Origin of the sequence: Flavobacterium faecale, assembly GCF_048320115.1 — a bacterium.
In the GTDB taxonomy this organism is placed as follows: Bacteria; Bacteroidota; Bacteroidia; order Flavobacteriales; family Flavobacteriaceae; genus Flavobacterium; species Flavobacterium faecale_A.
Genome location: NZ_CP182943.1, coordinates 2872514 through 2895868, shown reverse-complemented (window position 1 = coordinate 2895868; position 23355 = coordinate 2872514). Strand labels below are relative to the sequence as shown.

15 protein-coding genes, 2 tRNA genes and 3 rRNA genes are annotated in these 23355 nt (G+C 36.7%); 8 read left to right on the top strand and 12 right to left on the bottom strand.

From position 1 onward, the window contains the following. Window positions 1-19: 19 nt before the first annotated feature. Complete coding sequence (locus ACNH59_RS11880; RefSeq protein WP_418262751.1) at window positions 20-934, bottom strand: lysostaphin resistance A-like protein; 915 nt, start codon at window positions 932-934, stop codon at window positions 20-22. A 130-nt stretch (window positions 935-1064) separates the two neighbouring features. On the opposite strand from ACNH59_RS11880, the gene arsC reads away from it, so the two are divergent. Further along, window positions 1065-1412, top strand: coding sequence for an arsenate reductase (glutaredoxin) (gene arsC, locus ACNH59_RS11875; RefSeq protein WP_418262750.1), 348 nt, complete (start codon window positions 1065-1067; stop codon window positions 1410-1412). Between the two features lie 100 nt (window positions 1413-1512). Further along, window positions 1513-4008: a TonB-dependent receptor domain-containing protein gene (locus ACNH59_RS11870; RefSeq protein WP_418262749.1), complete on the top strand. Its 2496-nt coding sequence runs from the start codon at window positions 1513-1515 to the stop codon at window positions 4006-4008. 62 nt (window positions 4009-4070) lie between these two features. Here ACNH59_RS11870 and ACNH59_RS11865 read toward each other — a convergent pair whose 3' ends face one another. Beyond that, entirely contained in the window at window positions 4071-4235 is a 165-nt protein-coding gene (locus tag ACNH59_RS11865) for a hypothetical protein (RefSeq protein ID WP_418262748.1), read from the bottom strand. Between the two features lie 164 nt (window positions 4236-4399). Between ACNH59_RS11865 and fumC the strand changes: the two genes are divergently transcribed. Beyond that, window positions 4400-5785, top strand: coding sequence for a class II fumarate hydratase (gene fumC, locus ACNH59_RS11860; protein ID WP_418262747.1), 1386 nt, complete (start codon window positions 4400-4402; stop codon window positions 5783-5785). On the opposite strand, the gene ACNH59_RS11855 is transcribed toward fumC, so the two are convergent. Beyond that, on the bottom strand, window positions 5782-6375 hold the full coding sequence (locus ACNH59_RS11855) for a tRNA-(ms[2]io[6]A)-hydroxylase (RefSeq protein ID WP_418262746.1): 594 nt from the start codon (window positions 6373-6375) through the stop codon (window positions 5782-5784). The two genes, fumC and ACNH59_RS11855, sit on opposite strands and share 4 nt — an antisense overlap. Before the next feature lie 231 nt (window positions 6376-6606). Beyond that, window positions 6607-7881: a serine hydroxymethyltransferase gene (gene glyA, locus ACNH59_RS11850; RefSeq protein WP_418262745.1), complete on the bottom strand. Its 1275-nt coding sequence runs from the start codon at window positions 7879-7881 to the stop codon at window positions 6607-6609. A gap of 104 nt (window positions 7882-7985) precedes the next feature. On the opposite strand from glyA, the gene fahA reads away from it, so the two are divergent. Beyond that, the gene (gene fahA / locus ACNH59_RS11845) at window positions 7986-9269 is read left to right on the top strand and encodes a fumarylacetoacetase (protein WP_418262744.1); all 1284 of its coding nucleotides are present in this window, start codon (window positions 7986-7988) and stop codon (window positions 9267-9269) included. Between the two features lie 163 nt (window positions 9270-9432). On the opposite strand, the gene rrf is transcribed toward fahA, so the two are convergent. The 6 genes from rrf to ACNH59_RS11815 all read right to left on the bottom strand — a co-directional run bounded on the left by rrf (window position 9433) and on the right by ACNH59_RS11815 (window position 16284). After that, window positions 9433-9542, bottom strand: a 5S ribosomal RNA gene (rrf, locus tag ACNH59_RS11840). A gap of 129 nt (window positions 9543-9671) precedes the next feature. Next, window positions 9672-12554 (bottom strand): 23S ribosomal RNA (locus ACNH59_RS11835). 193 nt (window positions 12555-12747) lie between these two features. After that, window positions 12748-12821 (bottom strand) — tRNA-Ala (locus ACNH59_RS11830). A 101-nt stretch (window positions 12822-12922) separates the two neighbouring features. Beyond that, a tRNA-Ile gene (locus ACNH59_RS11825) sits at window positions 12923-12996 on the bottom strand. 130 nt (window positions 12997-13126) lie between these two features. Beyond that, a 16S ribosomal RNA gene (locus tag ACNH59_RS11820) occupies window positions 13127-14640 on the bottom strand. Together the 16S, 23S and 5S rRNA genes with 2 tRNA genes alongside form the textbook arrangement of a ribosomal RNA operon. A gap of 969 nt (window positions 14641-15609) precedes the next feature. After that, the gene (locus ACNH59_RS11815) at window positions 15610-16284 is read right to left on the bottom strand and encodes a DUF4294 domain-containing protein (RefSeq protein ID WP_418262743.1); all 675 of its coding nucleotides are present in this window, start codon (window positions 16282-16284) and stop codon (window positions 15610-15612) included. A gap of 82 nt (window positions 16285-16366) precedes the next feature. Between ACNH59_RS11815 and ACNH59_RS11810 the strand changes: the two genes are divergently transcribed. From ACNH59_RS11810 to ACNH59_RS11795, 4 genes are all read left to right on the top strand, one after another. Continuing rightward, window positions 16367-17455 carry a M42 family metallopeptidase gene (locus tag ACNH59_RS11810; protein WP_418262742.1) on the top strand — a complete coding sequence of 363 codons (1089 nt, stop codon included), beginning with the start codon at window positions 16367-16369 and terminating at the stop codon, window positions 17453-17455. A gap of 113 nt (window positions 17456-17568) precedes the next feature. Next, window positions 17569-18024, top strand: a complete 456-nt coding sequence (locus tag ACNH59_RS11805) for a DUF1801 domain-containing protein (protein WP_418262741.1) — start codon at window positions 17569-17571, stop codon at window positions 18022-18024. Between the two features lie 30 nt (window positions 18025-18054). Next, the gene (locus ACNH59_RS11800; RefSeq protein ID WP_418262740.1) at window positions 18055-18594 is read left to right on the top strand and encodes an SRPBCC family protein; all 540 of its coding nucleotides are present in this window, start codon (window positions 18055-18057) and stop codon (window positions 18592-18594) included. A gap of 13 nt (window positions 18595-18607) precedes the next feature. Next, window positions 18608-19207 carry a DUF2238 domain-containing protein gene (locus tag ACNH59_RS11795; RefSeq protein ID WP_418262739.1) on the top strand — a complete coding sequence of 200 codons (600 nt, stop codon included), beginning with the start codon at window positions 18608-18610 and terminating at the stop codon, window positions 19205-19207. A 246-nt stretch (window positions 19208-19453) separates the two neighbouring features. On the opposite strand, the gene ACNH59_RS11790 is transcribed toward ACNH59_RS11795, so the two are convergent. Next, window positions 19454-22174, bottom strand: coding sequence for a DNA gyrase/topoisomerase IV subunit A (locus ACNH59_RS11790; protein ID WP_418262738.1), 2721 nt, complete (start codon window positions 22172-22174; stop codon window positions 19454-19456). Next, on the bottom strand, window positions 22175-23236 hold the full coding sequence (locus ACNH59_RS11785; protein WP_418262737.1) for a PDDEXK nuclease domain-containing protein: 1062 nt from the start codon (window positions 23234-23236) through the stop codon (window positions 22175-22177). Between the last annotated feature and the right edge of the window lie 119 nt (window positions 23237-23355).

Here is a 23355-nt window from a genome sequence, read left to right as displayed (position 1 = left end):
GTGTTTTATTTTTATGTAGTTAGTGTATTTTTCCTGTAAGTTTTTCTTTCCAATCACTCCATTGGTATTTATGACTAAAGATAAATAAAAGCAATGGGTATATCACAAATACTGGTAAAATAATATCAAATTTAGTATCTGGCACTGAAATATCTTTGAAAATCGACTCTGTTTGAAAAGCAGACCATTCAGCAGTAATTAATAATGCACTTACTAAATTATTGGCGGCGTGAAACCCTAGCGCTAATTCCATTCCTTCATCCATCAAAGTTAAAGTACCTAAAAACAAACCAGTTCCTATGTAGTAAATAAAAATGATATTACCCATTCTAGAAACTTCAGGATTAAATAGATGCATTACTCCAAAAATAATAGATGTCATTATTAAAGGAAACCATTTATTTTTGGCTAGATTAGCAAAACCTTGCATCAAATAACCTCTAAAAATATATTCCTCAACACTGGTTTGAAAAGGAATCAAAAAACAACCTAAGACTACTAATACAATAAAAGGAATAGGTTTAAAATTAAGGACAAATTCATTTGGATTAAAAGAATAATCTAACAAGGTAATCAAAATAATAAATCCTGACCAAATAGAAAATGAGAAAAATATTCTTTTCCAATCAATATTTTGTCTTGAAGTCGTTACAGAGCGTATGCTTTGTTGGTGCAAACGACGAACTACATAAAAAATACTAAATAAAGTAATCACGGAGGGAATCAAAATCAAAAACAAAGTAAGATTGGAATCAAAAATCTGCATTAACTCTTTATTGCTTGATGGATATTTTGAATCATTGAACAAAACTTGGTAAAGTATCCCCAACAATAATGGAACTTGACCAATGAATGAAACCCCTATTATCATTAATGAACCAACTAAATATTTCCAAAATTTATTCTTCCTACTAATTCCTTGCTCAACAAACATTAATTTACAATTTAATTAGGACTAAGATATAATTTCAAATGTTATTTTAGCAAATTCTTTTGTGTCTTTAATATAAAATTATAAAAAACGCAAAATGAAATAAACAACACACCCTCTAAAATCACTCCTAATGATGCAAATTTATCACAATCCTAGATGCGGAAAATCAAGAAATTGTTTAGCTTTTTTGGAAAATAAGAACATCGAGTTTGAAATTATTAAATACTTAGAAACGCCACCTACTGTTGAGCAATTAACAATCCTTTTAAAAAAATTAAATCTTGAACCTCAAGAAATTGTGCGACAAAAAGAAAAACTATGGGTTGAAACATATAAAAACAAAAATCTTAATAATCAAGAACTTATAGAGATATTAGTGGCAAACCCCATACTAATTGAAAGACCAATTGTTATTAATCAGAATCGCGCTATAATTGGCAGGGAGTTTGATAAATTAGAAGCCTTTGTGCAAGAATAAACCTTATCAAACTTATCAAAAGGTTAAAAAAACTATTTACTCTTTAAACTTTCAAGCAATTTAGCATTCTAAAAACTAATTAATAAACAAATAAACAACAATGCAACAGTTACTCAAGCATCTCATTACTCTCAGTATTTTATTAAGTTTTTTAAATATTAATGCACAACAAAAACCTGATGTTAAAGAAAAAATAAAAATATCAGGAATGGTTGTTGAAAAAACGACAAAACAACCTCTTGAGTATGCTACCATAACCTTTATGAACTCTAAAAATCCTAAAGCACTTGCAGGTGGAATTACAGACTCAAAAGGGGAATTTCTAATAGAAGTAAATCCTGGACTGTATAATATCAAAATTGAATTCATTTCCTTCAAACCAATTGTCATTAATCAACGATTAATACAAAAAAACAGTTCATTAGGTACATTTTCACTTGAAGAAGATGCCGCTCAATTGAAAGAAGTAATCGTTAGAGCCGAAAAATCTTCTGTAGAAATAAAATTAGACAAAAAAATATTCAATGTTGGCCAAGATATGACCGTAAAAGGAGGAACTGCAAGTGATGTACTCAACAACGTGCCTTCTGTAACCGTAGATACCGATGGAACAGTCAGTTTAAGAGGAAATGAAAATGTACGTATTTTGATTGACGGTAGACCAACCAATGCCACAAATATTAACGATGCCTTACGTTCTATCCCTTCTGATGCCTTGGACAAAGTGGAAGTAATCACTAATCCCTCTGCAAGATACGATGCAGAAGGCGGTGCTGGAATCATTAATATTGTTTTAAAAAGAGGTAAAAACAATGGTTTTAATGGTTCTGTAACAGCTACTATTGGAGATCCAAAAAACTTAGATTTCAATACCAATCTCAATTACAAAACAAATTATTACAATATTTTTTCAAGTTTTGGATATAATGACAGTAATTCTCCTGGAAGAATTAAAACAAATACTAATTATTTAAATGAGGATGGTTCTCTAGATAACATCATTAACGAAATAAATAAAAGAGAAAGAAAAAGAACAGGATATAATTCAAATATTGGTTTAGATTTATTCCTAACCCCCTCTATCACTTGGACAAATGCCATAAAGTACAGAAAACAAGACGGTGATAATCCGGAAAACGTAAATTTATTCAATTATAATGACAATGAATTTTTTCTAAGAAATCGTTATAATAGCCAATTATCCAAAGACGAAGACTTCCAATACTCCTCTAATTTTACTAAAAAATTTGAAAAAGATGGACATAAATTAACGGTTGATTTTTCAACTGCAACAAGCAGAGATATTGACAAAACGAATATCGTTGACCAAATAATAGGAGATCCAAGCACAATAAAAAAAGAATATAATATTAGCAATGCAAAAGACATCACTGATATCTACCAAGTTGACTATGTATTACCTTTAGGAGAAAATAGTCAATTTGAAGCTGGTTACAAAGGACAATTTAACGTAATTACAACTGATTACGAAATAGGGAATACTGATGAGAACAATACTAACATTCCTAACCCAAATTACAGTAACATCCTAGAATACAAAGAAAAAGTCAATGCCGTTTACACACAGTATGGTTCAAAAATCAATAAACTTTCCTACTTACTAGGATTACGATACGAAGACTCTAACATTGATATCAATTTACTCTCTTCCAATAACTTCAACACTAAAAAATACGACAATTTATTCCCAAGTGCTTTCTTTACTTATCAAATTACAGATGACAATAGCATCTCATTAAATTATAGTAAAAGAATATCACGCCCACGTTCGAGATACATTAACCCTGCTTCGAGATATTCCAGTAATGTAAATATTTTTCAAGGAAATTCAGATTTAAATCCATCTTTTACTGATGTCTATGAATTGTCCTATCTAGCCAAAATCGGAAAAGCAACATTGACATCTTCTATATATTATAACAAAAGTACTTCTGTATTTCAATTCATCAGAAGACCAAACGGAGATACCGTCGAAACCGAAGTAGACGGACAAACGGTTATTACTCCTGTAATCCTAACTACTCCAATCAATTTATCTGATGAAGATCGTTACGGTTTTGAGTTTAATTTAAATTATTCTCCCTACAAGTGGTGGAGATTAAATAGTAATTTTAACCTATTTAGCAGTAACGTAAAGGGGGATTATACCTATACTGATATTAATAATGAAAAATTTTATCAAAATTTTGACCGTAGCACACTGGGTTGGTTTACAAGATTAAACTCTAAGATCAGCTTACCCTATAAAATTGATTGGCAAACAAATGCCATGTACTTTGCTCCTCAAAAAAGTATTCAAGGAAATTATTTGAGCATGTCAACAGTTAACCTTGCCTTCAGTAAAGATGTTTTAAAAGACAAAGCTACCATCTCTCTAAATGTTAGTGATCTTTTTAATTCTGGTAAAAGAAGATTTGAAACATTTATTCCTAAAAAAATTGAATCCTACTCTGAACTACAATTTAGAGTCAGACAAATTAACCTATCATTTACTTACCGCTTCAATAAAAAGAAAGAAGAAACTGAAAAAGGTAAAAGACCACAAGGCAATGATAATGGTGATGGTGATTTTTAAGCATCTCAAACAAAAAAAGGACTCGAATATCGAGTCCTTTTTTACTTCAAATCAAATTAATCTTAAAGTGATTCTTGTTTCTTTGCTTTTTTTGCTTTGTATCTTTCCCATAAAGCGCCTCCAATCCAATACTGAAGAAAACCTACTAGGAAAAACATTAACCAAAATCCTATAGTCAAAATGGTTAAGAAAAGTAAAAAGCCTAAATACTGTGAAAATTCAAACATGTTTTCCGGAATTTTTGAATGTAGCCACAAATATAGGTTTAAAATCTTTTGATAACAATAAAATCCAAATCAATTTCTATAAAAAATAATATTTCGTACTTTTGAGTATAACTACTAGAATTAGATGCATAATCGCTACTACAAACCTAATAATTCTCAATCCCATGAAATTTAGAATTGAAAAAGACACTCTTGGTGAAGTATCCATTCCTAATGATAAATATTGGGGAGCACAAACAGAACGCTCTCGAGCTAATTTCAAAATTGGCAAGCCTGCCTCAATGCCATCCGAAATTATCATGGGTTTTGCCTACTTGAAAAAAGCAGCTGCTTATACCAATTGTGACTTAGGTGTTTTATCTATCGAAAAAAGAGATGCTATCGCTACAGTTTGTGCTGAAATTTTAGAGGGTAAGTTAAATGAACATTTTCCATTGGTAATATGGCAAACGGGATCAGGAACTCAAAGCAACATGAATGTTAATGAGGTAATTGCTAATCGAGCACAAGTAATTAATGGATTAAGTATCGAAAATGACGAGCCATTAATTAGAGCCAATGATGATGTCAATAAATCACAATCGTCCAACGACAGCTTCCCTACTGCGATGCATATTGCCAGTTATAAAATGCTAATCGAATGTACCATTCCTGCCATTGAAAAATTAAAAACCACAATTGAACAAAAATCAATTCAATTCAAAGAGGTTGTAAAAATAGGACGCACACACCTTATGGATGCCACTCCTCTTACCTTGGGTCAAGAATTATCTGGTTATGTATCCCAACTCAACCATGGATTAAAAGCATTAAAAAATACTTTACCGCATTTATCCGAAATTGCATTGGGTGGGACTGCTGTAGGTACTGGCTTAAATACACCACAAGGGTATGACATTTTAGTAGCGGAATACATATCTGAATTCACAGGACATTCCTTTACAACTGCCAAGAATAAATTTGAAGCAATGGCTGCGCATGATGCAATGGTAGAATCTCATGGTGCTTTAAAACAAATTGCTGTTTCTTTAAATAAAATTGCTAATGATATCCGAATGCTAGCATCAGGTCCTCGCTCAGGAATTGGAGAAATACTTATTCCCGAAAACGAACCTGGTTCCTCTATAATGCCCGGAAAAGTAAATCCTACTCAATGCGAGGCCTTAACAATGGTTTGCGCCCAAATCATAGGAAATGACGTAGCTATTAGTGTGGGAGGAATGCAAGGTCATTACGAATTGAATGTTTTTAAACCTATGATTGCGTATAATTTTTTACAATCAGCAGAATTATTAAGTGATGCTTGCCATTCCTTTGACATTCATTGTGCTCAAGGTATAGAACCAAATTACAAAAGAATAAACGAATTACTAAACAATTCACTTATGCTAGTGACTGCACTGAATACAAAAATTGGTTATTACAAAGCCGCAGAAATTGCACAAACCGCACATAAAAACGGTACTACTTTGAAAGAAGAAGCCATACGATTAGGATATCTAACTGCAGAAGAATTTGATCAATGGGTCAAACCAGAGAATATGGTTTAACCATGAATTGTTTCTCCTTTACCATAATTAGCAATGATTGATTCTTCAAAAGCCAACCATTCTCTCCAACGCTTTTCTACATCAATTCCTTTACCATATTTTCTAGCATAAGTGATAAAAGTGGTATAATGTCCCGCTTCGCTTTCCATTAATTCTCGATAAAATATTGCCAATTCTTCATCTTTTATATTTTCAGACAACACTTTGAAACGCTCACAGCTTCTAGCTTCAATCATAGCCGAAAACAACAATCTTTCAACCAAACCTGAAACCCTGCTTCCATCAATAGATTTTTTCATGTACTGATACAACTCATTTACATAATCATCTTTGCGTTCACGACCTAGTTTTAAACCGCGCTTAATAATGATGTTATGTACTTGTTCAAAATGGTCAATTTCTTCTTTAGCTAAAGCTAATAAATCTTGCACCAAATCTTGATGTTCAGAATTGTGGGTGATAATAGTAATCGCATTGGTAGCCGCTTTTTGTTCGCACCAAGCATGATCTGTCAAAATCTCCTCTATATTTTTTTCAACAATATTTACCCATCTTGGGTCTGTAGGTAATTGTAATCGTAATACACCCATCTTTAATTTTGTTCAAGTTTATAAAATTAGTTTCAAGTTGCGATGCCAATTCGACTTTCAGTCTCGGGTCAAATTCTACCCAGAACTAAAAAAGATTAAAGTAGTCTAATTTTGGTAAAGCTTATTCTATAAAAAGTAAAAAGTTTAAAGTTCAAATTCTTTGCGACAAATTTATGTTTGCACAAACCTTTAAACTTTAAACCTTAAACAATTTAAACTTTTAAGCTAAATTTAAAATACGAAGATTGCTCTTTCGCTCATCATTTCATTTACTTCGTCAGCTACTGCTTCGATAACCGCTTCATTAGTATGATTAGTCAATACTTTATCAATCATCTCAACAATAGTTTCCATATCTGATTCTACTAAACCACGTGTTGTTATAGCAGCAGTTCCTACACGAATACCAGAAGTAACAAATGGAGATTTATCATCAAATGGAACCATGTTCTTGTTTACAGTAATTTCAGCTTTCACCAATGCATTTTCAGCATCTTTACCTGAAATCCCTTTGTTTCTCAAATCAATCAACATCATGTGGTTATCAGTACCTCCTGAAATAATATCATATCCTCTTTTTACAAAAGCATCAGCCATTGCGTTAGCATTCTTTTGCAATTGACGTGCATAAGTAAAGAACTCGTCTTGTAAAGCTTCACCAAAAGCAACCGCTTTAGCTGCAATAATATGCATTAATGGTCCACCTTGATTCCCTGGAAAAACAGCTAAATCTAACAATGAAGACATCATTCTAATTTCTCCTTTTGGTGTTTTTAATCCCCATGGGTTTTCAAAATCTTTCCCCATTAAGATCAAACCACCTCTTGGTCCACGTAACGTTTTATGTGTAGTTGTTGTCACAACATGACAATGAGGAATTGGGTCGTTCAATAAACCTTTAGCAATCAATCCAGCAGGATGAGAGATATCAGCCATCAAAATAGCACCAACGCTATCAGCAATTTCTCTAAAACGAGCAAAATCCATATCACGAGAATAAGCCGATGCACCTGCGATGATTAATTTTGGTTGCTCTTTAGTAGCTATTTCTTGAATTTTATCGTAGTTCAAACGACCTGTTTCTTTTTCAACTCCGTAGAATACTGGGTTGTAAACACGTCCTGAAAAGTTAACTGGAGATCCGTGAGTTAAGTGTCCACCGTGAGATAAGTCAAAACCTAAAATTTTATCACCAGGTTGCAAACAAGCATGAAATACTGAAGCATTCGCTTGAGAACCAGAATGCGGTTGCACATTTGCGTAAGCAGCACCAAACAATTCTTTAGCTCTGTCAATAGCAATTTGTTCAACAATATCAACTACTTCGCAACCACCATAATATCTTTTCCCTGGATACCCTTCGGCATATTTATTAGTCAAAACTGAACCTGCAGCTTCGATTACTTCGTCACTAACAAAGTTTTCAGAGGCAATAAGTTCTAATCCGTGTATTTGTCTATCTTGTTCTTCAAGAATAAGGTCAAAAATTTGTTTGTCGCGTTGCATTTCTATCAATTTAGTTAATTTGAGGCAAAAATACAAAAAAACGTTTGTGAAATAACTAGATTATGATATATTTGATATAATAATTTTCAACAAAAAAACTCCCTATGCCAATATTCGCAAATGATACTAAAAGAAAATCTTGGTTGTCAGTGCCTGAAAACAGTGATTTCCCAATTCAAAATATTCCGTTCGGTGTTTTTTTAACAAGAGAAAACATTGTTACTGTAGGAACAAGAATAGGAGATTATGCAATTGATCTAGGAGCACTCCAACAAATGAATTATTTCTCAGGCATTGAATTGACCGATGATATGTTTATGCAGGATACCCTAAATGACTTCATTTCAGATGGAAAAAAAACTTGGAGATTGGTTCGAAATCGTATAGCGGATATTTTTGACGAAAACAATCCAACATTAAGAGACAATGCAAAACATAGAGATGTTGTTATTTTTAATATTGCTGAAGTAGAAATGCAATTACCAGTATTAATAGGTGATTATACGGATTTCTACTCTAGTAAAGAACATGCTACCAACGTAGGAAAAATGATTCGTGATGAAAAAAATGCTTTGTTACCTAATTGGTCTCACATGCCTTTAGGATACCATGGTAGGAGCTCTTCTATTATTCCCACAGAAATTCCCGTACACAGACCTATTGGACAAACATTACCTACAGGTGAAACTACACCAGTTTTAGGTCCGTCACGTTCAGTAGATTTTGAACTAGAAACAGCATTTATAACAACTGATGCTAATATAATGGGAGAAATGATTCCCATAAGTGAGGCTGAAGATTATATTTTTGGAATGGTTTTAATGAATGATTGGAGCGCCAGAGACATTTTAAAATGGGAATACCTACCACTCGGTCCTTTTTTATCAAAAAATTTCGCCACTTCCATTTCACCATGGATCATAACATTAGACGCGTTAGAACCATTTAGAGTTCCAGGACCAAAACAAAGCCCTAGTCCGCTACCTTATTTACAGCAAAAAGGAAAACATTCTTATGACATTCAATTAGAAGTTGCCATACAACCAGAAAATGCAACACCTACAGTCATTACTAAATCAAATTTCAAACATCTATATTGGACTATGAACCAACAACTAACCCATCACACCTCTAACGGTTGCAGGATAAACTCAGGAGATATGATGGGATCGGGTACCATTTCAGGACCAACAAAAGAAAGCCTTGGCTCTATGTTAGAACTAACTTGGGGAGGAAAAAATCCAATCCTTTTAAATGACGGAAGTGAACGTAAATTTATTAATGACTATGACACCGTAACCATGAAAGGGTATTGCAAAAATAGTCAAGTCCGTATAGGATTTGGAGAAGTATCAACCAAACTACTACCTCCATTTGTTAGAAAATAAAAATCATTTTATTAAATAATGAAGTCATAAACCTACATAGGTTTATGACTTTTTTTTATTTGCTAATCCCCAACTTTTAAACTTGATCCCTTATTTTTTTTAAAAATAAAACAAAAAAGCTATAAAACAAAAAACCCTGTTTCGTTAGAAACAGGGTTTTAAAGAAAGGCGACGACATACTCTCCCACATAACTGCAGTACCATCTGCGCAGGCGGGCTTAACTACTCTGTTCGGGATGGGAAGAGGTGAGCCCCGCCGCAATAACCACCTTAAGGTCGTTTTGCAATGGGTCCCGATTACTATCGGGAACAATTACACAATATCTTAACATACTGAGATAAAGAAAATAATAATTCATTACTAGAAAGTTTCCCCAGTCCGCCGTGGCGGACTGGAAAGGTGTACATAAGCTTACAGGTTATTAGTACTACTCGACTATGACATTACTGCCTTTACATCTATAGCCTATCAACGTGGTCATCTCCCACGACCTTTAAAAGAAATCTCATCTTGTGGTGGGTTTCGCGCTTATATGCTTTCAGCGCTTATCCCTTCCAAACGTAGCTACTCTGCAGTGCCACTGGCGTGACAACAGATACACTAGAGGTTTGTCCAATTCGGTCCTCTCGTACTAGAATCAGATCCACTCAAATTTCTTGCGCCCACAGTAGATAGAGACCGAACTGTCTCACGACGTTCTGAACCCAGCTCGCGTGCCACTTTAATGGGCGAACAGCCCAACCCTTGGGACCTTCTCCAGCCCCAGGATGTGACGAGCCGACATCGAGGTGCCAAACCCCCCCGTCGATATGAGCTCTTGGGGGAGATCAGCCTGTTATCCCCGGCGTACCTTTTATCCTTTGAGCGATGGCCCTTCCATGCGGAACCACCGGATCACTATGCTCTACTTTCGTACCTGATCGACCTGTATGTCTCTCAGTCAAGCTCCCTTATGCCATTGCACTCTTCGCACGGTTACCAAGCGTACTGAGGGAACCTTTAGAAGCCTCCGTTACTCTTTTGGAGGCGACCACCCCAGTCAAACTACCCACCAAGCAATGTCCTCCGCAACGCGGAGTTAGGCCTCAGATAAACAAAGGGTTGTATTTCAACAATGACTCCACAACGCCTAGCGACGCCACTTCACAGTCTCCAACCTATCCTACACATCATTTATCCAAGGTCAATACTAAGCTATAGTAAAGGTGCACAGGGTCTTTTCGTCCCACTGCGGGTAAACGGCATCTTCACCGTTACTACAATTTCACCGAGCTCATGGCTGAGACAGTGTCCAGATCGTTACACCATTCGTGCAGGTCGGAACTTACCCGACAAGGAATTTCGCTACCTTAGGACCGTTATAGTTACGGCCGCCGTTTACTGGGGCTTCAATTCAATGCTTCTCCGAAGATAACATCTCCTCTTAACCTTCCAGCACCGGGCAGGTGTCAGGCCCTATACTTCATCTTACGATTTTGCAGAGCCCTGTGTTTTTGATAAACAGTCGCCTGGACCTCTTCACTGCGGCCAGCATTGCTGCTGGCGACCCTTCTCCCGAAGTTACGGGTCTATTTTGCCTAATTCCTTAGCCATGAATCTCTCGAGCACCTTAGAATTCTCATCTCGACTACCTGTGTCGGTTTGCGGTACGGGTACTAATTACCTGAAGTTTAGAGGTTTTTCTTGGAAGCCCTTAGGCGCACTATCTCTTTGTCCGAAGACTCCGAGTACTATCGTATTTCCCCAAAAACCGTGGATTTGCCTGCGGTTCTTATAGGTAGGTACTTCAACGAACTATTCCGTCAGTTCGCGGCGCTTTCATCACTCCGTCACCCCATCACAGTAATTAGTAGTACGGGAATATTAACCCGTGGTCCATCGACTGTCCCTTTCGGGTTCGCCTTAGGTCCCGACTAACCCACAGCTGATTAGCATAGCTGTGGAAACCTTAGTCTTTCGGTGTGCGGGTTTCTCGCCCGCATTATCGTTACTTATGCCTACATTTTCTTTTCTAACCAGTCCAGCTCTCCTTACGAAAAACCTTCAACCCTGTTAGAATGCTCCCCTACCACTTTGTATTGCTACAAAATCCATAGCTTCGGTAATATACTTATGCCCGATTATTATCCATGCTCGTCCGCTCGACTAGTGAGCTGTTACGCACTCTTTAAATGAATGGCTGCTTCCAAGCCAACATCCTAGCTGTCTGGGCAGACAAACCGCGTTCTTTCAACTTAGTATATATTTGGGGACCTTAGCTGATGGTCTGGGTTCTTTCCCTCTCGGACTTGGACCTTAGCACCCAAGCCCTCACTGCTGGTAAACATTATATAGCATTCGGAGTTTGTCAGGAATTGGTAGGCGGTGAAGCCCCCGCATCCAATCAGTAGCTCTACCTCTATATAACTTATAACCAGCGCTGCACCTAAATGCATTTCGGGGAGTACGAGCTATTTCCGAGTTTGATTGGCCTTTCACCCCTACCCACAGATCATCCCAAGACTTTTCAACGTCAACGGGTTCGGTCCTCCACTTTGGGTTAACAAAGCTTCAACCTGTCCATGGGTAGATCACACGGTTTCGCGTCTAACACTACTGACTAAAGCGCCCTATTCAGACTCGCTTTCGCTACGGATCCGTGGCTTAACCACTTATCCTTGCCAGCAACGTTAACTCGTAGGCTCATTATGCAAAAGGCACGCCGTCACCCCACCAAAGGGCTCCGACCGCTTGTAAGCGTATGGTTTCAGGATCTATTTCACTCCGTTATTCACGGTTCTTTTCACCTTTCCCTCACGGTACTGGTTCACTATCGGTCTCTCAGGAGTATTTAGCCTTAGCGGATGGTCCCGCCAAATTCAGACAGGGTTTCACGTGCCCCGCCCTACTCAGGATACCACTATTTATTATACTCGTTACCCATACGGGGCTATCACCCTCTATGGCGTCACTTTCCAGTAACTTCCGGTTCCTTGTACATAAAATCTCGTGGTCCTACAACCCCAACATTGCCGTAACAACATTGGTTTGGGCTAATCCGCGTTCGCTCGCCACTACTTACGGAATCACTTTTGTTTTCTTCTCCTCCGCCTACTTAGATGTTTCAGTTCAGCGGGTTTGCCCACCTATCGGTGTACTATGTCTTCAACATAGTGGGTTGCCCCATTCGGATACCTACGGATCAATTTGTGTGTGCCAATCCCCGTAGCTTTTCGCAGCTTATCACGTCCTTCTTCGCCTCTGAGAGCCTAGGCATCCCCCATACGCCCTTATTTTGCTTATTGTACCAATCATAAAATTAATTATGACCGTTATTTTTTGTCTTTTACTATCACTAGCAAAAAACTCTTTCTACTTATTTTTTACTTTTCTTATCTCAATATGTCAATGAACTTTAAGCCCCCTCCAGCTCCCCCGAAGGGGGAGAGCCGATTGCTCTGTATTCCTCCCCTTTGGGGAGGTTAGGAGGGGCCTTTGTGGAGAATAACGGAGTCGAACCGTTGACCTCCTGCGTGCAAGGCAGGCGCTCTAGCCAGCTGAGCTAATCCCCCGTATCTAGTTGTCAGTTAACAGTATTCAGTTAACAGTTTTTTGAAACGGTTCACTTTTCGTGTAACTCAACCTCTAAAATTTCCTCTTAAGTATAAAATAGTAGTCCCGGGCAGACTCGAACTGCCGACCCCTACATTATCAGTGTAGTACTCTAACCAGCTGAGCTACGAGACTCTGTTTTTACTTAATTCTTTTTTCAATTTCTTTAAATTAACAGCAAGAGTAATAAATTCTCAATATTCTAATTCCTAAAGATTCTTCGTCTTTTTCCCTAGCGTGCTAAAAGCTAACACTAAGGCTCTAGAAAGGAGGTGTTCCAGCCGCACCTTCCGGTACGGCTACCTTGTTACGACTTAGCCCTAGTTACCAGTTTTACCCTAGGCAGCTCCTTGCGGTCACCGACTTCAGGCACCCCCAGCTTCCATGGCTTGACGGGCGGTGTGTACAAGGCCCGGGAACGTATTCACCGGATCATGGCTGATATCCGATTACTAGCGATTCCAGCTTCACGGAGTCGAGTTGCAGACTCCGATCCGAACTGAGAACGGTTTTGTAGATTCGCACCTGGTCGCCCAGTGGCTGCTCTCTGTACCGTCCATTGTAGCACGTGTGTAGCCCAAGGCGTAAGGGCCGTGATGATTTGACGTCATCCCCACCTTCCTCACAGTTTACACTGGCAGTCTTGTTAGAGTTCCCGACTTGACTCGCTGGCAACTAACAACAGGGGTTGCGCTCGTTATAGGACTTAACCTGACACCTCACGGCACGAGCTGACGACAACCATGCAGCACCTTGTAATTTGTCTTGCGAAAGATCTGTTTCCAAATCGGTCAAACTACATTTAAGCCTTGGTAAGGTTCCTCGCGTATCATCGAATTAAACCACATGCTCCACCGCTTGTGCGGGCCCCCGTCAATTCCTTTGAGTTTCAAACTTGCGTTCGTACTCCCCAGGTGGGATACTTATCACTTTCGCTTAGCCACTGAGATTGCTCCCAACAGCTAGTATCCATCGTTTACGGCGTGGACTACCAGGGTATCTAATCCTGTTCGCTACCCACGCTTTCGTCCATCAGCGTCAATATATCAGTAGTAACCTGCCTTCGCAATTGGTATTCCATGTAATCTCTAAGCATTTCACCGCTACACTACATATTCTAGTTACTTCCTAATAATTCAAGTTTAGCAGTATCAATGGCCGTTCCACCGTTGAGCGATGGGCTTTCACCACTGACTTACTAAACCGCCTACGGACCCTTTAAACCCAATGATTCCGGATAACGCTTGGATCCTCCGTATTACCGCGGCTGCTGGCACGGAGTTAGCCGATCCTTATTCTTACGATACCGTCAAGCTCCTACACGTAGGAGTGTTTCTTCTCGTACAAAAGCAGTTTACAATCCATAGGACCGTCATCCTGCACGCGGCATGGCTGGTTCAGACTTGCGTCCATTGACCAATATTCCTCACTGCTGCCTCCCGTAGGAGTCTGGTCCGTGTCTCAGTACCAGTGTGGGGGATCTCCCTCTCAGGACCCCTACCCATCGTAGCCTTGGTAAGCCGTTACCTTACCAACAAGCTAATGGGACGCATGCTCATCTTTCACCGTTGTGACTTTAATTATAAAGTGATGCCAATTCATAATACTATGAGGTATTAATCCAAATTTCTCTGGGCTATCCCTCTGTGAAAGGTAGATTGCATACGCGTTACGCACCCGTGCGCCGGTCTCTAGGTCCGAAAACCTATACCCCTCGACTTGCATGTGTTAAGCCTGCCGCTAGCGTTCATCCTGAGCCAGGATCAAACTCTTCATCGTATATTGTGCGTCCGCCGTGGCGGACTATTAATTGTCGACTCAGTATCTATCGGTTTTTATTCGAATCTATCGATTCTATTACTCTTATTCTTTTGTTCTAACATCTCTGTTAAAACGGCTGTCAATTCAATATGTCTAGGAACGTATTCTTCTTTTTTTATCCTCGTTAACCACATTTTAATGTGTTTCTCGAAGCGGGTGCAAAAGTAAAAAACTCTTTTGTTTCTGGCAAGAAAAAATTAAAGTTTTTTTTTAGAATTTTATTTCTATTTCTTTAACCTCTCTTATCAATAACTCAATGAACTTCTCTATTCTTGCGGGGTGCAAATGTAAAACGTAAATCCTAATCTCACAAGCTTTTTTTGATATTTTTTCTAGAAGAATTTCTCCCTCTTTATTTCTCTTAAAACCTGTCAGTATTTCGATGAACGCCTTCGCTGTTGCGGGTGCAAAAGTAGTGAGTCTTCCCAATTAAACAATACCCCACAACAACCTTTTTTTAATCTTTTTTACAATATGCTGGAAATGCATTGTTTATGTTTTTATATTTGTAGGAATTTGGAGTTTTTATTGTCGAGAATACTATGGACTATATCGTAATTACTCGTATTATTAGACCATTTTCAGTATTTGCGTCTGATTATTTCAGGGTCGGAACTGTAATTCTATATCATTATAAGGATACTTCAGTGTTTTTCCACTTCAACCTACACCCTACCCCAAACCAAAACAGCACTTTTTATTCCTATAATATATAGGTAACACTATTTACTCCCCACTATACAGACGCTCTACATAAAATCGTTTTGTAAAAAATAAATCTTCATCTTTAGCCCCGATAGTAGCGGCATCCTGTTGTGTTGCCTAAGCATAAACAACAGATATAGCGAATAGCGGGACAAAAGCCAATAATGAAAACTATTCTAAGTGCTCCAGAAAACATATCTCAACAACACAAACCGCAAAGCATTACTTTTCCTTTTGAGACTTAGCCATCCAATGATCACTTAAGTCATCTATATCAACTGGATTGGCTGGTGGTTGATTTTGCAACCTACCTGAATTGAAGGCTCTAAACAATATAGTCTCAATAAGGAAGTCTTCATTTACATCATAAGGTTGGTACTTTGATTTTAAATCAATATCAAACATACTCGCAGCAGTATTAGACCAAAAAGCTTTCCAGCCACTTTTCAACTCTTTAATCAATTCGAATGTTGTAACTCCTGTTTGCCTGTGAATGAGTTTTACCAAAATACGTCCTTGACTACGTGAGAGCTTCTTTAACCTTGCTTCAAATTCATTTGTTAGATAGTCTTCTACTATTTTGAAATATTTCTTCTTTTCTCTTGCACTTGAAAGTCTTTCCATTCCTCTATTGAGATTCACCAACCTTTCAGCTGCTAGTTTAGCATAAGGATAAGTCACTAAAACTCTATTTTGTAGAATTAAGAATTGTTTTCGTCCTTCGGTGTCTAATTTTTCTTTTGAAATAATAATCTCTTCTAACTGAATCGTATCTTTTTCAATATCGTAAGTCTCCTCTATTTCATTGACTATGTTTCCTGGATGCGTTGGAATAACTTGTGCAATACTCTTACAGGTTAAAAAAAAACAACATATTGATATTATAACAAACTTCATGGGGTATATTTTATAAGGTAAAATTATACATTATATATGCAAGTGTAATACCAAATTTATAAATTAGCAAAAAATATTATATATGAGCACAAAATCGATATTAAAACCTACATCATTAAAATTTCTAGAACAATACCTCAACAATGCATCTCCTACTGGTTATGAAGCTGAAGGTCAAAAAATCTGGATGGAATATCTTAAACCTTATGTGGACACATTTATAACTGATACTTACGGTACAGCTGTAGGAGTAATTAATCCTGATGCTCCTTATAAAGTAGTAATCGAAGGTCATGCAGATGAAATTGCCTGGTATGTCAACTACATTACTGAAGACGGTTTAATCTACGTGATTAGAAACGGAGGTTCAGATCACCAAATTGCACCTTCAAAAAGAGTCAACATTCACACAAAAAAAGGAATTGTCAAAGGTGTTTTTGGTTGGCCAGCCATCCACACCCGTAACCGAGCCAAGGAAGAAGCCGCAAAAACGGAAAACATCTTTATAGATTGTGGTTGTGAAACCAAAGAAGAGGTTGAAAAATTAGGAGTACATGTGGGCTGTGTAATCACTTACCCTGACGAATTTATGATTTTAAACGAAAATAAATTTGTTTGTCGAGCTATCGACAACCGCATGGGAGGATTCATGATTGCCGAAGTAGCGCGATTATTACATGAAAACAAGGTAAACCTTCCTTTTGGATTATACATTACGAATGCCGTTCAAGAAGAAGTAGGTTTGCGTGGTGCCGAAATGATCACACAAACTATCAAACCAAACGTTGCCATTATTACTGATGTTTGTCATGATTCGACTACTCCAATGATTGAAAAGAAAATCGAAGGAGAAACTAAAATTGGCCTAGGACCAGTAGTTACTTATGCTCCAGCTGTTCAAAACAACCTAAGGGACTTAATTACAGATACTGCTGAAGAGAAGAAAATTCCTTTTCAAAGATTGGCTTCTTCCAGAGTTACAGGTACGGATACAGATGCTTTTGCCTACAGTAATGGCGGAGTAGCATCTGCTTTAATTTCGCTTCCTTTACGTTATATGCACACAACTGTAGAAATGGTACACCGGGACGACGTGGAAAATGTAATTAAATTAATCTACGAGACTATTCTCAAACTAGAGAACAACGAAACATTCTCTTATTTTAAATAAATCACAAATAGATACAAAGTGCCATTCACTTGGTTTATACATTAGAAAGTCCGTGATTCTGTTACTGAATTACGGACTTTTTTTATTAAATTTACTTACCAATCTAATATATAATGCAATCAAAAGCACTTACAGTTAATGATTACCTAAAAGAACTTCCTCAGGAAAGAAAGGAAGTAATGGACAAACTTCGAAATAATATACTCGCTAATATCCCAAAAGGTTTTGTAGAGGAGATGAATTACGGCATGATTGGCTATGTTGTCCCTCACTCTCTTTATCCTGATGGTTATCATTGCGACCCCAAACTCCCATTACCTTTTATCAACATCGCATCCCAAAAAAACTTTATAGTCCTATATCATATGGGAATTTATTCTAATCCTGATCTTTTGAAATGGTTTTCAGATGAATATCCTAATTACTGCAAGTCGAAGTTAGACATGGGAAAAAGTTGTATTCGATTTAAAAAAATGGATGAAATGACATTTGAATTAATTGCCAAATTAGTCCAAAAAATGTCCGTACAAGATTGGATTGCCTGTTATGAAAAGCAAATCAAAAAATAAACTATTCCTTAATCATTTAAATCAACAAACATGAAAATCATCAAAAAAATTCTATTCGCTATTTTGGGATTAATAGCGTTAGCCCTCGTTGTAGCATTATTTATGCCTAAAGATTATGCTGTTGAAAGAGAAATCATCATCAACCAACCCAAGGATTCGGTTTTTAATTACGTTAAGTACTTAAAAAATCAAGATCATTTCAGTGTTTGGTCAAAAATTGATCCTGAGATGAAAAAAACATTTTCAGGAACAGATGGTACTGTAGGAGCAACAGCAGGATGGGAAAGTAATAACGAAAAAGTAGGTGTTGGCGAACAAGAAATTATAAAAATCACAGATGGTCAACGTATTGATATGGAATTGCGTTTCAAGGTTCCTTTCGAAGCTACTGATAACGCTTATTTCACAACTGAATCTATTGGAGCAAACGAAACTAAAGTCAAATGGGGCTTCAACGGAAAAATGCCTTACCCGATGAATTTAATGTTACCTATGATGAAAATGGACGAAATGCTAGGCAAGGATTTACAAAATGGTTTAGAAAACTTAAAAGTAGTATTAGAAAAATAAAATCATTTAATTAATGAAGAATATACTCATAATGCTTTCCCTTTTCTGTATTACATTAATTTGGTCAGTTATTAATCCCAAAGAACTTTTTACGTGTTTTCTTGAAATAATTCCCGCTATAGTTGGAATAATAATTTTGATATTAACTTTTCATAAATTTAGATTTACTGAATTCACTTACTGGCTAATATTAGCACACTGCATTATCTTATTTATAGGTGGACACTATACCTATGCTGAAGTTCCACTTTTTGATTATATCAAAGAAGTTTTTCATCAAAGCAGAAATAATTATGATAAAGTGGGCCATTTTGCGCAAGGTTTTGTTCCAGTTATGATAATTAGAGAACTATTTATTAGAAAAAATGTAATTGCAAATAAAAGTTTTTTCAATTTTATTCTTATTAGCATCTGTCTGGCTATTAGTGCCGTTTACGAATGGATTGAATGGGGTGTATCATTACTAACTGGCGAAAGTGGTGATGCTTTTCTAGGAACACAGGGGTATATTTGGGACACCCAATCGGATATGTTATTTGCAACAATTGGAGCAACAACGGGTTTAACTTTGTTTTCAAAACTACAAGATAAACAGTTAAAAAAAATACAATAATAAATGATTATTTCTCAAAAAAAAAGCCACAACTCAAATCCTTGAATTGTGGCTCATTTTTTTAATGTATCTGTTCCTAAGAATAAGTCGACCCACAATCATCAATTATTTCATTGAAATTTCTATAACGAATTTTGGAATTCATAACAAAAGCATTATATTTTTGTAAATAAAAAACCAGTGAAAAGTTATCCACTGGTTTTAATACATTAATTATAAAAACTTGTCAATCCCTTTTTGGGAGGCTCAAAACAATATAATTTGCCCATCGTCATCGAGTTGAATATCTGAATCGTCACCATCGTGAGCATCTTTCACTTCAAGATTTTCTGGAACTACTTCTTCAGGAGCCTCGTATGGCAAAGGCTCAAGCAAGTTGACTTGTTTCAACTTGTCTGTAGTTAGCTGATTTCCTAGTGCTTTAAAACCTTTAACCGTAATGAAAGCCTCTACATCTATAGTGATACTTTCCTTTTGTACTCCTTTTATTTTAGGAAAAACCAATTCGGCCACAGGGCGGTAATCAGTCGAAACAATTTCAAGTTGTGAATTAGGATGTTCCGTTATAAAAATATCTTCTTTGTTCTCGGTTTCCACCAAGAATCGCTTTAAATAATAACGTTCTTTTTCTCCGTCATAATAAATCGCTGAAATAGGCTTCTTCGGAATCCATTTTTCAAGCACAATCATATCAGATTCAAAATGCGTACTTAATTCTGGCGTAATTACTTTTAATTTCCCTGATTGCTGGATGATTAAGATTTTGTCACTTGGTCTGAACTCGCCTAACAATTCTCCTCTTGCATCCACATTCAATCGTTGAACCGTTTCATCATACCAAACTTTTCTTGGCAATAAAGTCGAAATTCCTTTCTCTTTGATTTCGATTTTCTTAATCGGATATTTTGTTACCAAATTCCCTTTAGACGAACGTCCTTTAATGGCCATCGCCGCAAAATCAAGGTCGAATTTCAGTTTTTTGATACTACCCACTTGACGCAACAAAATCGTAATCACCTCTGCTTCTCCATTTGGATTATGCGTAAAATATAGGATTTGAGAACCTTTGGTTCCATTAGTCAAATCATAAATTTTATCTCTGGTAACGGCTGTAACATTAAACCTTTTGATGTATGACGGTCCTGATTTTCCGTCACGGTAAATCAAATTATAAATAGTTCTTTTATCACTTTTGTCAAAAATGGACACATGAATAATATCTTTCCCAATAAAAGTTTTGGCATCCACTTTAGTCACCATCATGCTTCCATCTCGCAAAAATACAATCACATCATCAATATCCGAACAATCGGTCACGTATTCATCACGTTTCAAACTTGTTCCTACAAAACCTTCTGTTTTATTGACGTACAATTTGGTATTCCTAAGTACCACTTTAGTCGCTTCAATATCATCAAAAACACGGAGTTCGGTTTTACGTTCTCGACCCTTACCGTATTTTTCTTTTAATTTTTGAAAATAAGCAATTGCAAAATCAGTAAGGTGTGACAAATGATGCTCTACCTCACGCATTTCATCTTCTAATTTTGCAATAAAATCATCGGCTTTGTCAGAATCAAATCGGGTGATACGAATCATCGGAATTTGTGTCAATCGCTGTAAATCTTCATCATTAATCTCCCTCACAAATGATTTACTGAATGGCTCGAAACGGTCGTACATGTATTTAAACAACGATTCTTTATCAGAATATAACTTGAAATCAATGTACATCTCCTCACGAATGAAGATTTTCTCTAAAGTTGAAAAATGCCATTTATTCTTTAATTCTTCCAGTTGAATCTCTAATTCTTGTTTGAGTAAATCGACCGTTCTATTGGTCGAAATTTTCAACATTTGAGACACACCAATAAACAATGGCTTATTGTCTTCAATAACACATCCTAATGGCGCAATTGAAGTTTCACAGGCTGTAAAAGCATACAAAGCATCAATAGTTTTATCTGGTGACACCCCTGGGTACAAATGGATTAAAATTTCTACCTCAGCGGCAGTGTTGTCTTCTATTTTTTTGATTTTGATTTTGCCTTTATCATTGGCCTTCAAAATACTATCAATCAAAGTGGTCGTATTAGTCGAAAATGGAATTTGAGAAATTACCAAGGTATTTTTATCCAACTGAGCGATTTTCGCACGCACACGAACACGTCCACCTCGCAATCCATCATTGTAGTTGGAAACATCAGCAATCCCTTCTGTCAAGAAATCAGGATATAGCGTAAAAGATTTCCCTTTCAATATTTTTATAGAAGCATCAATTAATTCATTGAAATTATGAGGCAAGACTTTGGTCGAAAGTCCCACAGCAATTCCTTCTGCTCCTTGTGCCAATAACAATGGAAACTTAACGGGTAAATTATTTGGCTCTGCACGACGACCGTCATAGGAAACACCCCAGTCAGTGATTTTTGGAGAATACAAAACTTCTAAAGCAAATTTAGACAAACGTGCCTCAATATACCTCGAAGCTGCGGCGCTATCTCCCGTTAAGATATTCCCCCAGTTTCCTTGGCAATCGATCAATAAATCTTTTTGACCTATTTGTACCATGGCATCACCAATGCTCGCATCTCCGTGTGGATGATACTGCATGGTGTGTCCTACTACATTCGCAACTTTGTTATAACGGCCATCATCAAGTTCTTTAAGTGAGTGCATGATACGACGTTGCACTGGCTTGAACCCATCCTCTATCGCAGGTACAGCACGCTCCAAAATAACATAGGAAGCATAATCCAAAAACCAATCTTTATACATTCCTGTAACCTTGGTTATGGTATCTGTTTCATCATTAGCATTATCATAAAAATGTCCGCCTTCAAAATGCTTGGCATCCACTTCTATAATCTCCTCTTCCTCTTCTTGACTTTCATTGATAGACTGCTCCTCAGTACTATTTTCTTCGTCTGAATTGGGAATAATATCGTCTTCTTCTTCGTCTTTCATTTATTTTGATTCCGAAATTAGTTTTATTAAATCTTCTTTGCTAGGCAATACTGTTTTGTATTTACTGGCAAATATTTGCTCATTATTTTCTGGTAAAGTATATTCTACTACTAAGTCACTTTTATTTTGACAAAGTACAATTCCTATCGTTTTATTCTCGCCTTCTATACGCTTATTTCGATCGTAATAGTTGACGTACATCTGCATTTGGCCTAGATCTTGATGTTTTAATTCGCCTATTTTTAAATCAATTAAAACAAAACTTTTCAAAACTCTGTTATAGAAAACCAAATCGATTCTAAAATGTTTATCGTCAAAAATAATCCGCTGTTGGCGAGCTACAAAAGTAAAACCATGACCCAATTCTAAAAGAAAATGTTCTAGTTTATTGATGATTTCTGCTTCTAAATCAGATTCAGAATATTGATGAAGTTCGGGTAAACCCAAAAATTCTAAAATGTAAGGATCTTTTATGATGTCTTTTGGCTTCTCAATTATTTGACCTTCTTCAGATAATTTTAAAATTCCTTCTTTGTCTCTACTTAAAGTCAACCTAGTATACAACGCAGAATCATATTGTCTTTTTAATTCTCTAACACTCCAATTGTTTTTAGCGGTTTCAATTTCATAAAAACTTCTTTCGTTTTCGTCATCAATGCGCATTAGAAAAATATAATGTGTCCAAGTAAGTTTGAAAGTTTCTATCTTTTCATTATCCTTCAATTCCACAGACAGTGTCTTCGGAATTTTAATTTTAGAAACCCCAGTCACTGACTGGGAAATTGAGTAAGTCAAATAAAACTTTCTCATGTTCTCTAAATTAACAATGGAAAATCCCTTACCAAATTCTTGGTTCAACCGTTGAGAAAGCCCCTTCAATAATTGTGAACCATACTCTGCTCTATCTTTCCCGTCTTGTTCCTCTTCAACAATCATTCGGCCAATTTCAAAATAGGTATACACCATCGTTGAATTTACTGTGCGCAAAACTTGTTGCCGAGCAGTTTGCAACAACTCAACTACTTGCTGAAATAAAACATTATTTTGAAGTTTTTCGGACATTGTAAAGATCAAGTATTCATTATGATTTCAAAAAATTAATAACAAAATAGGAAGTAACAAAACCATCCACCAAATACAAAGGTCACTAATTCTATTTGCTATTAACTAAGCTTTTTTCT